The sequence below is a fragment of the Verrucomicrobiales bacterium genome (assembly GCA_016793885.1).
Lineage (GTDB): Bacteria > Verrucomicrobiota > Verrucomicrobiia > Limisphaerales > UBA11320 > UBA11320.
Genome location: JAEUHE010000020.1, coordinates 19,978 through 36,450, shown reverse-complemented (window position 1 = coordinate 36,450; position 16,473 = coordinate 19,978). Strand labels below are relative to the sequence as shown.

Here is a 16,473-nt window from a genome sequence, read left to right as displayed (position 1 = left end):
TAATTGATAGTAACGATGATGAAGTAACGACGACTAACCTTTTTGGAACTCCGGAAAAAATGGGTTGTGCTTCTTCTCCAGCCCGACCGTGGTCAAGGGCCCGTGGCCTGGACAGATCACACAGTCATCGGGCAGAGTCATGATCTTGCGGCGATTGTTGCCCAACGCATCGAGGTAGGAAACCTTGCCACCTCCCATCGAGCTTGCAAAAACCGCGTCCCCCACGACCGCGATGGGCCGGCTCAGCCCGCGAATGACGTAAGTGGTCCCACCCGGAGAATGACCGGTGGTGGATCGCGTCTCGATCTGAAGTCCTCCGGCGCTAAACACCGTTCCCTCGGCGAATGTCTTGGCACCGGGAAAAGGCTCCTTCTCCGAAACCCAGATCTCCGCCTGGGTATCCGACTGGAAGCGCTCCACGTCCGCCACATGGTCGCCATGAGTGTGAGTCAGCAGAAGATACCTGAGTTGCAGGCTTTGGCTTTGAATCGACTTCATCATCCCCAGCGCGATGGCACCCGTATCGAACGCCACAGCCTGACGAGTCGTCTCATCCCAAACCAAGTAGGCGTTGACGGTCATGTCACCGAACCGAGTATTGAACTGGAGCAGACCGGGCACCGCGAGTGGATCAGGAGCCCAGCTATTCTTGGCCATCTCCGCCAGCGAGGACTTACCGAGGTTGAGGCTGCGGGCGAGTTTACGGATCTCGTCCTCCAGCACTTCGCCCTTCTTGATGCGAGCGATGGCTTCGGGCGCCACGTCGGCACGCCTCGCCAAATCGGCATCACTCAGCTTGAACCCGTTTTGGGCCTTACTGATGACATCAACGAACGTGTCTTCGAGTGGAATCGTGGCCATGTGCAACGATCCAAGAATTAGGCCAGCCTAGGGACGAAAGGAAGAAAAAAGGCTTAATCGGACTCAGGGTTTGATGTTACCGCCGATCGGACCCACGTTCTTGGCCGTCAGGCCTGGGCTCTGCAGCACCTTGCTGTAGCCCGGGTAGGTCACCGAATACTGGAACCCCTGACCGGTGCCTGCGGCACCGAATCGACCCTTTTTGTCGATCGCGATAAAGTTGATGCTGAGGTCGAAACCCTTCGGATCGAGACGCGCGATGCGTTTGATGGTTTCAATGCAGGCCTCCTCCGGTGACAGGCCCTGACGCATGAACTCGACCACCTGATAGGAACCGCAGTAGCGCATGACGTTCTCGCCGAGACCCGTGGCGCCAGCCGCACCCACCTCGTTGTCGACGTAGAGCCCACCCCCGATAATCGGAGAATCGCCTACCCGACCAGGCAGCTTATAACCCCAGCCGCTGGTCGAGCAGCCGCCGCAGAGGTTTCCATCCGCACCCAAGGCAATCAGTGCGATGGTATCATGGTTCTTCGGGTTCTTGGCCTTCTCGGCTTCCCGAGCTTTCTTCCATTTCTCCCATTGTTTCCGCTGCCCGTCCGTCAACAGCTCCGTGGTGGGAAACCCTTGCTGGAGCGCGAATTCGCGGGCACCGGCTCCCACGAGCATGACGTGCGGAGTCTTTTCCATCACCCGGCGCGCCACCGAAATCGGATGCAGGATTCCCTCGATCGCTGCCACGCTGCCCGCCTTGTGCCCGGGCCCATCCATAATACAGGCGTCAAGTTGAACTACCCCAGCCGCATTGGGAATCCCACCGATCCCCACGGAAGCATTGGAGACATCCTCCTCAGCGAGGCCAATCCCCTGCTCGATCGCATCCAGCAGCTTTCCCCCTTTTTCGAAAGTCTGGAGCGCGACTTCGTTCGCCGGCTTGCCGAAGGGCCAGGTGGAAACGAAAAGCGGACGTACGGACGTGGATTGAGCCATGGGATCGGAGGGTTTAGCGGCAGCCAATTTGGCCGGCAGGGCCAGCGAGCCAACCACCGCACCCGAGCCAACCAAGAATTCGCGACGAGTCATAAAGTTAAACAAGGACGTTAAAAGCCGGTCCATCATTTGCCGAATCTCGGGTTTGTCAATTTCGCTGTTGACCATGCCTCGAGCGGACGGTTCTCCATTGCGCGAGGTTCCTTTTGATGCAAACCTGCGTTTCGATGAACGCCCCCAGCCACCACGGTCTACCCGGCTCCCCGTTGGGTCCTCGAATGGTCTTGCTCGGTCTCATGCTCTTGGCCATCCATCCGGCGATCCCTGCCGCTGAACTCCAGGTTGGCACAGCGCGCATCGACATCACTCCCAGCTATCCCATCCGTCTCAATGGGTTCGGGGGACGGCGAACCGAGTCAGAGGGGGTTTCCCAACGCATCTGGGCCAAGGCCCTCGCATTCCAGGATCCTGCCACGGGTCCAGCCCTGATCATCGCCATCGACAACCTGGGAGTGCCGGATTACATCCATCAGGAGCTCACTCGCCGTCTCGCAGGTCCGTTGGGGCTGAAGCCCGAGCGGATCGCACTGACCGCCACTCACACCCACACGGCTCCGCTGCTGAGCCGGTTTACGCCCACGATTTTCAGCGTACCGATTCCTCCGGATCATCTAGCGCGAGTCGACCGTTACACCGGCGAACTCATCGACGCCATGGAACGTGTGGCGCTCGAGGCCTGGAGGAATCTCCAGCCCGCCACGCTATCCTACGCGCTGGGCCAGGTCACTTTCGCCGCGAACCGTCGAACCAAAGGAGGACCGGTCGACCACGATCTGCCGGTCCTGGCCGTGCGATCCCGCGACGGCCAACTTCTCGCGATCTACACCAGCTATGCCTGCCATTGTGTGACGCTTTCCCACAACAAAATCAGCGGAGACTGGGCGGGCTATGCTCAGGAGGAGATCGAGCGCGCTTTCCCCGGGACGCTGGCTCTCACTTCGGTGGGATGCGGCGCTGATTCGAATCCAAGCTCGGGCGTCACCGGCGACAAGGTCGACATCGCGTCTGCCCAAGGCCAACAGATTGCCGCCGAAATCCAGCGCCTCCTCAAGACGCCCCTAAAACCCTTGGCGGGCCCGCTCCGGGCAGCGATGAGCCGTGTGATCCTGCCGTTCGATAAGCTACCCACCCGCGGCGAACTGGAGGAGAAAGCTAAGCGGACCGATGCCGTCGGCTACCATGCCCGATTCAACCTCGCAAAATTGGATCGCGGCGAAGTCCTGCCCGCTGAACTGCCCTATACCATTCAGACGTGGACCCTGGGAAACTCCCTGGCCATGATCAATCTGCCGGGGGAAGTCGTCGTGGACTACTCCCTCCGGTTGAAACGCGAATTCGATCGAACCCGCCTTTGGGTGAACGGCTACGCCAACGAAGCGCCGTGCTACATCCCCAGCGAACGGATCTTGAAGGAAGGCGGCTACGAGGGCGGTGACGCCATGATCTACTACGACCGGCCCACGCGCTTTGCACCGGGGCTGGAACAGAAAATCATCGATGCCATCCGAGGTCAGATTCCGGCCGACTTCCTCGCCCCCCAAGGAACCGACGGCACCAAGCCGCTGGGGGCCGCGGATGCCCTGAGGAGCTTTCGCGTCCGGGCAGGATTGGAGCTCGAATTGGTGGCCAGCGAACCCCTGGTGACCTCACCGGTCGCGATCGATTGGGGGGCCGACGGCCGGCTCTGGGTCTGCGAGATGTACGATTATCCGCAAGGGTTGGACAACCGATTTCAACCCGGCGGGCGTATCACCTTCCTCCAAGACACCAACCTCGACGGGCGATACGATCGAAGCCAGGTGTTTCTCCCGGGAATCCCCTTTCCAACCGGGGTGTTTGCCTGGGGCTCCGGAGTGCTGGTGTGCGCTGCTCCGGATCTGCTCTACGCCGAAGACACCGACGGGGATGGAAAGGCCGACCGAGTGCAGAAATTGTTTTCGGGGTTCTCGACGGAAAATTATCAAGCCAGGCTGAACGGACTGGCCCTGGGGTTGGATGGTTGGATTTACGGAGCCAACGGGCTGCTGGGGGGCCTGATTACCAACCACCTGTCCGGCGGGACGGTGGACATCCGCGGACGAGATTTCCGTTTTCGACTCGCGGCTGATCTCTCGAGCGCCCGTTTCGAAACGGCGACTGGCCTCAGCCAGCAGGGTCGCGTTCGCGACGACTGGGACCGCTGGTTCGGATGCGACAACAGTACGCTCGTCCACCACTATCCGATTCACGATCACTATGTTCGACGCAACCCCCGTATTGCGGGACCTCCCCCTTCCCTCTCCCCGTTCGACGAACCCAATCCAAATCGGCTCCATCCGATCAGTCGGGCTCTGGAGCGCTTCAACGACCTGGACCATCTCAACCGCGTGACCAGCGCCTGCGGCATTGGGATCTACCGTGACGACTTTTTGGGAGCCGAGTTCAAGGGTGACCTCTTCACCTGCGAGCCGGTGCACAACCTCGTCCATCGACTCAAGGTCGTCCCTCAGGGAGCCATGGTGAAGGTTCGCAAGCCGGAGGACGAAACGGGCATCGAGTTCCTCGCATCCTCGGACAACTGGTTTCGCCCAGTACAAGTTCGCACCGGGCCTGACGGAGCGCTCTGGATCGTGGATATGTATCGTTTTTTGATGGAGCATCCCCGCTGGATCTCGCCGCAGCGTCTGGCCAGTCTGGACATGCGTGCGGGAGCGGACCGGGGACGTCTGTACCGCCTCCGGCCGGTCGGCCAACCCCTCCGTCCCGTGAGGAACCTCATCCCACTGACGACGGAGAACCTCGTCGCCTCACTCGACTCCGCCAACGGAACCGAACGAGATCGCGTTCAGCTCGCACTGGCGCAGCGAAACGGAACCGACTCGGTCCGCGCGCTGAAGTTGCTGGCTCGCAACGCCAGCCGACCCGAAGTGCGGGCTCAAGCGCTCGCGGCTAGCGCGACACCCTTGGTTCCGCTCGACGCGTTGATCCAAGCGCTCAAAGATCCTGAACCGTCGGTAATCGCCATGGCGCTCATTCAGAGCGAACTGTGGATCAGCCCCGGGCTGGATTACGATGCTCTTTCCCCGGGAACGCCAACGCTGGACCAGCTCTGGACGTCGCTGGCTTCATTGAGTTCCCACCCAGATCCCCGCGTCACCCACCAGCTGGCGCTTTCGCTGGGCAGTTCCACAACCCCGCGCGCGGGGGAACTGCTCGCCCAGATCGCTACCAGCTCTGAACCGTCGCTTTGGCAACAAGCCGCTATCCTGACGTCTGCGGGACCGCATGCAGTCGTCATTCTCCGAGCCCTGCTCGCCCGAGTCCAGCCCCAGGAAGATCCCCCGGTCTCGTTCCAGCCCTTTCTGGAAAAACTCTTGGCCTCCTGCCCCCATGAGGCACAGCTCGTGCCGACGCTGAAAGCCCTACTTCCCCAAACTGGCTCGGTAAAGGGTTGGAGGCTTCACGCGCTGTCACGCGTCCTCGACGCACCCAACGATCCACTCTTCTCGGTAAACGCGCTACTGAATGAATCCCCGCTCGACGCGGCGTTCAAGGAGCGCCTGATTGAAGTTTTGGGGGAGATCTCGGCCGTTGCCAACGATTCCCGGGCTAAGGTGGCCGATCAGGTCGCCGCGGTCAGACTGCTCGGCCGCAACCAAAAAACCTTCGCCGACGACCTGCTGCAGCTTTCACGCCTGGCCACCGATGCCGATAGTTCCCAGCTACGCGAGGCGGCCCTGAAACGCCTCAGCCGCATGTCTTCACCGGAAATCCCGGGGCTCCTACTGCAGAATTGGGCTCGGCTCTCCCCGGCGATTCGACAGGACCTCTTGAGATGGATGCTTGGGCGCGAAAGCTGGTCTCTCGCGGTTCTAAAGGCGGCCCGCGAAGGCACGATCCAAGCCAACGAACTTTCGTCGGTTGACCGTGAGCGCCTCTCCACCAGCTCCAACGACGAAATCAAAAAGCTTGCCGAGCTGGTGCTTCCGCTCAAAGCGCAAGCGTCCAGAGACGAGGTGCTGCACCGCTATCAGAGCCTACCCGATCCGGGAAATGACGCGGCGAATCGAGGTCGCGAACTTTTCATTAAGAACTGCTCGACCTGCCATCAAGCGGGAGGCTCGGGACATCGGGTGGGACCCGATCTGGATCCGCTGGCCGGCCGGGAACTCGACTTCTGGGTGAAGAACATCCTGGATCCGAACGCCGTGGTGGAGCCGCGATTCGTAGCCTATGAGGTGGAGACCCGGGATGGCCGGAGCGCCAGCGGGATCGTTCAATCTGAAACCGGCACCAGCCTGCTGTTGGTTCAACCGGGCGGGGTGACGGAAACCTTTCTGAGATCGGAGCTGCAAAGCATACGAGGACTCGGCCTGTCCCTGATGCCGGAAGGACTCGAGGCTGTGCTTCCTCCCGTGGATTTCGCCGCACTCGTGGGATTTTTGCGGCGATCCTCTCCACCCAAAGTGATCGCCGGTCAAGCCCTGCGCAGCCTGCGGGGCCGCAAGGACGGTTCGCTCTTCTTGCCGGCGTCGGCGGCCGAGCTGCGGGGAGGCACGATTACTTTTGAGCGTGACTTCGAGAACATCGGCATGTGGCATGGAACCACGGACCAAGCAACGTGGAGAATCGAGTCGACCGGGGCAGGAAACTACGATGTTTACCTGGACTATGCCTGCGCTGCCACTTCGGCAGGCAATACGTTTCAGTTGCATCTGGGAAATCAAATCATTCGCGGTCGGGTCGAAGCAACCGGCCCCAACTGGAGCGACTACGTGCAGGTGCGTGTGGGCTCCCTCAGCCTGACGGAGGGGAGTCACTCGCTGTCGATCTCCCCGGATGGCTCGCTGAAGCAGGCGCTCATGGATCTTCGCGCCATTGCTCTGGTCCCCGCGGGTGGAAGTCCGCAGTGGCCTCGAGCCAGCTCGGTCGCTGCGCCGGGGAATCCGCCCCGGGATGCGGCGTCGCTGGCTCGGGTCATTTTGGACCCGAAGAGCAGCGAAGCGGAGAAAGAGGGGGCCACCACGACGCATCCCCATTTAGCGGCGGCGATTCTGGCGGAGCTGACACGAGAACTGCCTCTCGAGACGGCGGAGGAGTATCGTCGCATCCCCTGGATTTGGCGGCTGACCCTCCTCACGGCCCGCAGAAACGACGCCCCGCAACTGTTGGAACTGCTCAAGTTATCCCTGCCCTCGGAAACAACCGCACTACGCGATTGGCAAGCGGTCGCTTTGGGTGGCGGCATCATCAACGGGCTCAGCCAGCTCGATCTCTGGCCAGCCGAACGCATTCGAGCGATTCTAGCGGACGACACTTCCTTACAGGCTCGATGGACTCGCGCCCTCGAACTGGCTTCGGCCATGGCCGCGGATTCGAAGGTTCCGACGGGCACACGCTATGATGCGCTGAGGATGCTGGGCGTCGAGCCTTGGGACAAACGTGGGAAGCAACTCGCCCATTACCTCGCGGCCGGAACCAATGAAGAGTTGCAAATGGGAGCGGTGAGCGGGTTGGCGGATATGCCGGGTTCTCAATCTGCTGCGGCCCTGCTGGGATCGCTCGCTCACCTGAAAGGTACGAACCGCGAACTCGCTCTGGATGCCATGCTCCGAGGAGAGGAGCGAGTGCGGATGCTCTTGGCTGCGGTAAGGGCAGGAAACCTGAAGACTTCGGACCTCGGGGAGAAGCGCAGCGAAAGGCTACGAGAGTTCCCGAATTCAGTGTTGCGGCAGGAAGCCGTTCAGGCGTTGAGTGGCGGCGATCGCGGACAATTGTAGAGAGGTCCGTCCCCCGGTGGGACCTTGTTACCTACCGCTTGAAGTCGGTATCGGGCTTTTTCAAGTTCAGCTCCTTGATCCAGATGTTACGGTAGCGAACATCGTGACCCTCACACTGCAGCTTGAGCCCCCCGGGCGTGTCGGTGATTCCTTTTCCACCATCGTTGCCGCCATCGATTCCGGAGCGTGGGCCTCCCCATACCTGAGAGATTGGGTGGTTCGTGTGCACTTTAATTCCGTTGAAATACATGGTGACCAGCGCCTTCTCGACCCGCTTGCCGTCCTTGAAACGCGCCGCACGATAGACGATGTCATACGCGTTCCATTTTCCTACTCCATTATAAGCGTGATACGGCGAAGGCGATTCGTTGATCACCGCACCCATACCGTGGCTGGTTCGGTCGCCGTCCAGCACCTGAATTTCATGTCGGTTCTGCAGGTAAACCCCGCTGTTGCCACCGGGCTTCATGATCAGGAATTCAACATGCAGCCGAAAGTCGCGAAATTCCTTCTTGGTCACCAAGTCGGCCGCCCCGTACTGACCGCCGGCCGCCGCAGGATCATCGGTCATCACCACCGTTCCGTGATCCACCGGATCGGGAACAATCTGCCATTTGATGGGAAGACTCGATTTGAACCCGGGCCCCTGCCAATAGGTCCACTTTTCATCCAGCATCTGACGACTGCCATCCATGAACATCTCCGCTCCCCGGATGGGTTTAGCTCCCACCCCCACCGCAGCCTGGGCCGCCAGGGAGCCAACGGAGAAGAGCACGAGAGAGAGAGCCAACTGAGTCTGAAGGGACCGTGAGCGAAGAAGAGCGCGCATAAGTATGAGTTGGAATTGAATTAACCCGAGCATGCAACCTAGCCAGGAGGAATGCCAAGCACGAAGAGCTGCGCAAGTGCGAGGCTTCGGCGCGTTTAGAGTGCTGTAGCCCTCTACAGCTTTTCGGCATCCCCGGAGGGGATCCCGGCTACGCCGGGCGGACAAAGCGGCAGAGGGCTGCCGCACTCCATGCGACTCAGTTTTTTTGCGAAGCGTTTGGAGGGCTGTAGCCCCCTACAGCTTTTCGGCATCCCCGCAGGGGATCCCGGCTACGCCGGGGGGGACAAAGCGGCAGAGGGCTGCCGCACTCCATACGACTCAGTTTTGTTGCGAGGCGTTTGGAGTGCTGTAGCCCTCTACAGCTTTTCGGCATCCCCGGAGGGGATCCCGGCTACGCCGGGCGGACAAAGCGGCAGAGGGCTGCCGCACTCCATGCGACTCAGTTTTGTTGCGAAGCCTTTGGAGTGCTGTAGCCCCCTACAGCTTTTCGGCATCCCCGCAGGGGATCCCGGCTACGCCGGGGGGACAAAGCGGCAGAGGGCTGCCGCACTCCATACGACTCGGTTTTGTTGCGAAGCCTTTGGAGTGCTGTAGCCCTCTACAGCTTTTCGGCACCCCCGGAGGGGTCCCGGTAGTGTTCGGCAGCTAACCTCAGCCCGCCGAAGCACGCGGCTTGAACTGGATCGAGGCGACCGCGGGAGCCCCATGATCGTGATGCGAATGATCGGCAGGCGAGTGCCCATCCGATCCACCATCAGGTCCCGTTCCTGCAGCACCTGGCACCTGGAAGGGCTCCAACTCCTCCCCTTGACGGACGAGACGGAAGCTGTTGAACACCACCAACAGCGATCCCGCAACGTGCATGACCGCGGCGACGATGGGGTTGATGTATTTCAACGCGGCGAAGACCAAGCCGCCAATGACGAAGAACACTCCGAAAAGGAAGTTTTGGTTGATCACAATCCGGGTCTGGCGCGACAGCCGGATCAGGAAAGGCAAACGGCGCAGGTCGCTGTTCATCAGGGCAATGGTGGCGCTATGGATGGCCACCTCGCTACCGGCGGCGCCCATGGCGATTCCCAAGTCTCCCGCCGCCAGGGCCGGGGCATCGTTGACACCATCCCCCACGACCGCGACGCGATAGCCCTTGCTCTTCATCTGCTTCACATACTCGACCTTGTTCTGAGGCAAGCAATCTCCCAGAACCTCCTCGCACCCGATCTCTTGAGCCACACGTTTGGCGACCGGCGTGCGATCCCCCGAGACCATGGCCATTCGGCGAACACCAATCGCTTTCAGTTCTGCCAAGGACTCCCGAGCCTCGGCACGGGTCTGGTCCTGCAAACCGATCCAGCCAATGCACTGCCCGTTTTGAGCGACGAACACCAGGCTGTACCCCTCGGTTTCGTTCAAATCGACCGAGTTGATGAAATCACCGAGGACCCCGCTTTCCTTGAGCCACTGCGCACGGCCAACCAAGACCTTCTTGCCATCCACCGTCGCGGTAACTCCACGTCCAGCCGTCTCAGAAAAGTCGACGGGTTCCCCCATCGACACTCCCGCCTCCTGAGCCAGTTGAGACAACGCTTTGGCGGTGGGGTGGTTGCTGTATTTTTCGGCGATCGCCGCGATGCGCAGCAGATCGGCCGGGGTCGTGTCACCCAGCGGATTCAACCGACTCACCGCGAGCTTCCCGGTCGTAAGCGTACCGGTCTTGTCGAAAATAAAGGCGTTGATACGGGCCGCCAACTCGATGTCGCCCACATTCTTAATGAGGATCCCCAACCGAGCCGCCGCCGATAGTGCAGCGACCATCGCGGTTGGAGTCGCCAGGACGAACGCACACGGGCAGGCGACGATGAACACCGCGATAACCCGGCTCAAATCTTGGGTGAACGCCCAGACCAACGCACCGATCACCAGGACCAATGGCGTATAGAAGCTCATGTACTGATCGACGATCCGCATGATGGGGAGCTTGGTCTTCTCCGCAGCAAGAATGAGCCCCCGTACTCGACCCAAGGTGGTGTCCTGTCCGGCACGGCTGACTTTGATCTCCAGCACGCCGTTCAAATTCTGAGTGCCAGCATAGACCTCATCGCCCGTTTTCTTGTCGACCGGCAAGGACTCACCCGTGATGTTGGCCTGGTTGATGGAACCCTGCCCCGTCAGGATCACGCCATCCGCCGCGACGTTGTCACCCGGCCGAACGCGAATCACGTCCCCGATCGCCAGATCCCGCACCGCCACCTCTTCCTCGGCCCCGCTCACAATCCGACGAGCCTTGGTAGGAGTCAGTCGAATGAGAGATTCGATGGAAGATCGGGCACCCTCCGCGGTTCGGGTCTCGATGATCTCGCCCAGCAACATGAAGAACGCCACCACACCCGCCTCGATATAGTTGCCAGAAGCGAAGGAAGCCAGCACTGCGATGCCGACCAGCTCATTGGTGCTGAGGACACCGCGTTGCAGATCCTTGACCGCAGTCATCACGATCGGCACACCCAGGATGAGAGCGCCGGCCATCGCACTAAAGGAAGCCAGCGTGACCCCGTCCTCGAAGAACCACTCCACCAGAAACGCATTGAGGATAAAGAGCAGGCCGATGAACACCTGCTTCATTTTTACATTCGTATGCGAATGGTCATGTCCACATTGGGAACAGCCCGAACCATCCCCATGATCGTGAGTGTGGTCGTGATCGTGGTGATGGTGGTGATCATGCGAATGATCATGATCGTGATCGTGATTGTGACGCGACCGACCCGGTGAGCTGGGAACATGGGAGGAAACGTTCATGGCAAGAGATGCTCAGTGTTTGTCGCCTGCCGGTGCTGGCACCAAGACCGCCGGCGTCGCTGGTTTCGAATTCTGCATCCGTTCATCACGATTCAATAGTATCCTCAGTTCGCGTTTCTGGCCACCGTGAGGGTCAGTCATGATCAGCCGGTCCTGCAGTCCGGGTCCGATCCGCTGCATCATCTCGCTTAAATACCTCTGCCGGAACAACTCGCGAGCACGCAAGTAGTCGGGAAGCAGCGCTTGAAACCGCTTCGACTCATCCAAGACCCGCTTGGTTTCATTGTCCCGCTCGCTCCGGGCGGCGAAAACAATCCCGTTGGCAGTGCTGCTGGCGTCCTGGGTGATTTGAATGGCGGCACCGTTCGCGTCGCTTTTCGCAGAATCGGCTTCGCTGCGGGCGGTGAGCACCTGATCGAAAAACTCCTTCACCTGCCGCGGAGCGATAATGGTGGCCGTGATGTTGTCCACCGTGATTCCCAATCGCTGCTGTTCGATCAGGGTATTGAGACGCTCCCGAACCCGGTCCTTAAAGTCGGCCAGCCCGGTCTGGAGCAACGAAGCCACCGGCGACCGAGCCGATGCGTAATGAATGGCATTGTTGAGCGCATTGGTCAGCAACTGCGGGGTGTTCTCAAAGGCGAACACATAGCGCGCCGGGTCGGTGATGCGGTAGCCGAAGGTGGCACGAACGTGCACGATGTTCGTGTCCCCAGTGATCGTGTAACCATCGCGGACCGGACTGAGGAAACGATCGAAGCCTTGCTCCGTTCCAGTCGCCTCAGCCGCCACGGATGTTTGATACCAACCCACCGTGGAACTCACCTGTTGCAGACGACTCATGGGAATCTTGATGAACTCATCGATCGGATAGGGCCACGCGAGCTTCGGACCTGGCGGAATCAGCATCGCCTCTCCCTGGCCCACCGGGGTTCCCAAGCGAAGAATGACGCCCCGTTCCTCCGGACCGACCACTTTCAGATTCGATCCAAGGAAAACAAGCACCAGCAGGATCATGACGATCTTCAAGATTCCAAAGCTGCGGCGCAGCGCCTCGGACAGGGCTTGCGCGCCCGAATCCTTCAGCAAGTCTGCGTCGGGATCGGGCGTCGGCGGGGGCGGGGCCGAATGCCCGTGATCGTGATCGTGATCATGACCATGGGCATGGGGATGATCATGGTCATGATCGTGCGCGTGCTCATGACCCGCATGGGAATGCGGATGGTCGTGGGCGGGTTTGCCCGACGGCTTGGATCCGGAACCGGATGAGGGGCTGGTGCCTTCGCTCATAGCGGGATTCAGTGGTTAGAACTGCCTTTGACGCCACCCTTCGGCGTCAGAAGGTCTATCAAGGGCCAATTGGGCTCCATGATGACCGTCGCTCGGCTCCCCAGGATCGACTCGAGAGCGGTGAGGCTGGACAGGAAGGTGGCCAATTCGGGGTTCTTCTCGAGCACCGTCAAGATCTTGTTCACCTCAGCCTCCCCCTCGCCCTTGATGCGCAATGCGTCGGAGGTGGCCTGCTTGATCTTGCTCTGCGCTTCGATCGCGGCACGCGAGCGAATCTCCGCCGACTCCGCATCCCCATCCGCCTTGATCTTGGTCACGAGCTGACGCCGTTCAGCACTCATGCGATCCAGCACGGCGGTGGTGGTTCCTTCCGGCAAGCCCAAGCGCTTGATGTGAACGAACTGAACATCGATCCCGTATTTCTGGGTTTTGCACTGCGTCCGCAGGACTTCCAGCATCTCCTGCTCGATCTGGGTGAACTTGAGCTGGGACGGGTCGAGGCTGATCAGGTCCTGAAGCCGATGCCGGCCCACCACCTGCTTCTGAGCGTTCAGCAGCATCTCTTTGAGTTTGCTTTCAGCCGCCACATGGCTTCCCCGGTCGAAGCGGGGGAAAAACTCCTTCGGATCATCCACCGCCCAGCCGAGATAGCTCATCACGAGCAGGCTGTTTTCATCGGCGGTGGTGGACTGTTGGAGACCGATCTCCAGGCTGCGCGTGCGTTTGTCGAGCTTGTAGACCTTGTTGATCGGCCAGGGCCACTGGAAGTAAGCGCCAGGCTCCGTTTTTTGGTCGGTAGGCTTGCCGAAGGTGGTGATCACCGCGACTTCGGTGGTTCTCACCTGGTATACGAACAGGAGGATGACAAAGATCAGCAGGAGCAGCGCTCCCACTGCGATTGAAATAGGATTCTTTTTCATGATCGGTCGTCTCTCAAATGGGTTCTAAACAAGGCTGGGCTCAGGGTTTCGCAGCCGGCGCAAGGCGCTTCAGGAACTCCTCGCCGATGGTTTCCTCCAGATTCCACTGAATCACCCCGTCGGTGTTCGTGGTGGTGATGACAATTTTCTTGGGAGCCCCCAGAGCATTGGTATAGGCCTGCAGGAACGATCGGCGTCGATAAACCACCGGAGCGATGGCATCGGCCGCCAATTGATTGGTGAAGCGCGCCGCGCGGGCCAGTGCGTAGTTCACCTCGCTGCTGCTGCGGGATATTTCCGCCACCACGATCCGGTTCGATTCCGCCGTGGCGAGACTGTTGGTCATGGCTTGGAAACCGAGGGCGTCCAGGCGATTCGTGCCCCGCCACTGGCTGGCATTGATCACGGCCTCATAATCCTTGGCCACCGAGACCGGAGGATGGATGTCCTGCAGGCCTACGAACAACAGCTTGACGCCGAGCTTGAGTTCATCGACCCGCTTTTGAAGCTCTCGTTGGAGCTGCTCGGCGGCGGTGGACTGACCGCGGGTCAGGAGATCGTGAACGTCGGTTTTGGAAAAGTAGAGGGTCAGCTCCCGATTGGCCAAGCGCTGCAGCACCTCCCCCGCATTGTCGTAGTTGTAGGCGTATGCCCGCAGGTCGCTGATCTGGTAATGAATCGGAACACTGACGGTAAGCAGGCTCAGCGGAGTGTTGGTGGTCGAGACGCTTCGCGACGTACCCGAAGCCGCCAGCGCGGCACTGGGAGTGGGAAGGTTGAACTCCTCCTTGTAGTGGCTCACCGTCCAAAGGAACGCCGGATCGTGCTCGGTGTCCGGATTAGGAATCGCTCCCACCAGAAAGGACTGGATCTCGTCGGTGCGAAACCGGCGCACATCATCGACCGGATAAGGCCACTTAAAATGCAATCCAGGCCCGAGCACTTCGCGCCCGGTGACGGGACGCCCCAGCCGTTCCAGCAACGCTTGCTCCCCCGGATTGATGATGACGGCGCAAGTGCTCACCAGGAGCAATCCGAGCTGAGCCAGAACGAGCCAGGGAAAGTTCGTACGCAGGAACTGATAGAACCAGGTCTCGGAGACCTTGAAGCCAAATTGGTAGTCCAGCGCGCTCGCGGCCGTGCTGAAGACCCCTTCCGGATGGCTCAGCAGACCGACCAGCCGACTGTCATAGAGCGGATGCGCAACCTTGCCTTTGATTCGCGGGCGATAGATATCGAACACCACGGAGATCACGCCCTCCAGAGACAGCAGTCCGAGCAAGATGCAAAGCGCCTTGGCCGCATAGAAATCCGCCCGCGGGAAATCGGCCACCGCCGCCCCAACCACAGCGGAGGCGATCGCCATGAGATAGGAAGCCAGCAGCAGGAAATTGCCGCTCGGACGCAACAACCGTCGGCTCTCCAGCCGCGCCACGCCGGTGGAATATTGTCCAATGAGGAATAAAACGATGAAGAGGCCGCCGAACAAACCCAGCGCCAGAAGCGGCTGCCGGAGTGGGACCGCGCCCGAGGAGGTCAGCCAGCGCCAAGCCAGATAGGCAACCACCCCCTGGCCTACCGCCACCACTCCGCTGAAAATCGGCACGAAGATTCGTTCGTAGATCTCCCGGGTGCGACGGGCCGGAAAGGTCTCCGATTCGCCCGTGTTGAACAGCGAGGAACTTGCTCCGCCACGGGTCACCTCTTCGAATTCCAGCTGCTCCAGACGCTCCTGTTCCTCCAGCCGCATTTGCACCCAGCTCACCAAGGTGATGACAACGGCGAACGCGATCGTGTAACTCGCGACCTGAGCCGAAAGCGAATGACTGTATCGGCCAATGCTGAAGGCCAAGACACCGGCCAGGAGGAGGAGCAGGAAATTCGTTACTGCCCCACTTTGTCCATTTCGTTCCATGGTTAGCTCAATTCTCGGTCTTCAAACAAGCTCAAGCCCAGCGCCAGAGCGGCACCCACCTGCGCTGCGGCGTAAGCAAACGCCGTTCCCAAATAGGTGAGGGGGATGTGATTTCCCTCGCCCAGGGCCTCGGCCATCCAGAACTTTTGCCAGTTCGGCACGACCCCATAGAGGATCTTGGCCCAGAACTCGCCCTGCCCGGCAGCTCGGCCGAACAGGTAGTCCGACATTAATCCCAGGAGGAAAACTGTGGTGCACACCGCGAGGGTAGACACCATCTCCAACCGGGTGGAGCAAGCTAGCGCCAGAGCCGCCAAAGTCCAGATGGCAAACAGGATCAGCAAGCCGGCAGAAATCACCCGCCAATCGATTCCATGACCAAAATCCTGAGGTTTGCCCTCCCGATCGTAAAAGTTGATGAGGACAAAGGCTAAGCTCGTCAGGATGACCACCCCCATGAGTGCATCCGAGACAAATGGCCGCCTGAGGAAGAAGTTGGAAAAACCGGCCGCCACATAGGCCAGTGCGATGCTCCCGTAGTAGATGGCTAGCGACCTCAGATCCGCATCCCCATAGGCATCATAAGCCATCCGGGTGGCCAGCAGGCAGGCCAGAAGGTTCACGTAAACGGTTACGGTGAGGATCCCCACCAAGCCGGCATAGCGCGCCAGCAAGAACTGCGTGCGGCCCACGGGCTTGGAAAGCACCGCCAGGGCCGTGCCGGTCCGAATCTCCCGGGCCACGCAATTGGAAGCGCTGAGGACGGCTCCAAAAAGGCCGCTGAGGAACATCACGGCCAGAACGGTGTCCTTCACCAGCTTGGCATCGCTGCCAAAGCCGAAATAGGGGATGGAAGCCAGGAAGATAATGACCACCGCCGAACTGGTACACAACAGCAACACGACCGGCTGTCGTGCCAGTTCCAAAAATCCGTTGAGAGCAATAGCGACAAAACGTTGCATCGGCTTGCGGCAGAGAATCTAGGAACTGACAGTCGGGTTGCCAATAACTATTCGCAGGGTATCGATGGCCCCACCGTTGGACCAGCAT

At 60.2% G+C, this 16,473-nt stretch carries 10 protein-coding genes; 1 reads left to right on the top strand and 9 read right to left on the bottom strand.

Annotation, left to right across the window (positions count from 1 at the left end; genetic code table 11):
* Positions 1–33 precede the first annotated feature (33 nt).
* Positions 34–861, bottom strand: coding sequence for an MBL fold metallo-hydrolase (locus JNN07_02630; GenBank protein ID MBL9166621.1), 828 nt, complete (start codon positions 859–861; stop codon positions 34–36).
* 63 nt (positions 862–924) lie between these two features.
* The gene (locus JNN07_02625) at positions 925–1,944 is read right to left on the bottom strand and encodes a N(4)-(beta-N-acetylglucosaminyl)-L-asparaginase (GenBank protein MBL9166620.1); all 1,020 of its coding nucleotides are present in this window, start codon (positions 1,942–1,944) and stop codon (positions 925–927) included.
* A gap of 134 nt (positions 1,945–2,078) precedes the next feature.
* Here JNN07_02625 and JNN07_02620 point away from each other — a divergent pair, with 134 nt between their 5' ends.
* Complete coding sequence (locus tag JNN07_02620; GenBank protein ID MBL9166619.1) at positions 2,079–7,670, top strand: neutral/alkaline non-lysosomal ceramidase N-terminal domain-containing protein; 5,592 nt, start codon at positions 2,079–2,081, stop codon at positions 7,668–7,670.
* Positions 7,671–7,701: 31 nt separating this feature from the next.
* Here JNN07_02620 and JNN07_02615 read toward each other — a convergent pair whose 3' ends face one another.
* The 7 genes from JNN07_02615 to JNN07_02585 all read right to left on the bottom strand — a co-directional run bounded on the left by JNN07_02615 (position 7,702) and on the right by JNN07_02585 (position 16,385).
* Positions 7,702–8,499, bottom strand: coding sequence for a DUF1080 domain-containing protein (locus tag JNN07_02615; protein ID MBL9166618.1), 798 nt, complete (start codon positions 8,497–8,499; stop codon positions 7,702–7,704).
* 651 nt (positions 8,500–9,150) lie between these two features.
* Entirely contained in the window at positions 9,151–11,121 is a 1,971-nt protein-coding gene (locus JNN07_02610; protein MBL9166617.1) for a cation-translocating P-type ATPase, read from the bottom strand.
* Between the two features lie 2 nt (positions 11,122–11,123).
* Positions 11,124–11,282 (bottom strand): hypothetical protein, encoded by a 159-nt coding sequence (locus tag JNN07_02605; GenBank protein MBL9166616.1) that lies wholly within the window; start codon positions 11,280–11,282, stop codon positions 11,124–11,126.
* 28 nt (positions 11,283–11,310) lie between these two features.
* Positions 11,311–12,588: a protease modulator HflK gene (locus JNN07_02600; protein MBL9166615.1), complete on the bottom strand. Its 1,278-nt coding sequence runs from the start codon at positions 12,586–12,588 to the stop codon at positions 11,311–11,313.
* 8 nt (positions 12,589–12,596) lie between these two features.
* The gene (locus JNN07_02595) at positions 12,597–13,508 is read right to left on the bottom strand and encodes a protease modulator HflC (protein ID MBL9166614.1); all 912 of its coding nucleotides are present in this window, start codon (positions 13,506–13,508) and stop codon (positions 12,597–12,599) included.
* Between the two features lie 40 nt (positions 13,509–13,548).
* Positions 13,549–15,423 carry a hypothetical protein gene (locus tag JNN07_02590; protein ID MBL9166613.1) on the bottom strand — a complete coding sequence of 625 codons (1,875 nt, stop codon included), beginning with the start codon at positions 15,421–15,423 and terminating at the stop codon, positions 13,549–13,551.
* A 2-nt stretch (positions 15,424–15,425) separates the two neighbouring features.
* Positions 15,426–16,385: a hypothetical protein gene (locus JNN07_02585; GenBank protein MBL9166612.1), complete on the bottom strand. Its 960-nt coding sequence runs from the start codon at positions 16,383–16,385 to the stop codon at positions 15,426–15,428.
* Positions 16,386–16,473: the final 88 nt, after the last annotated feature.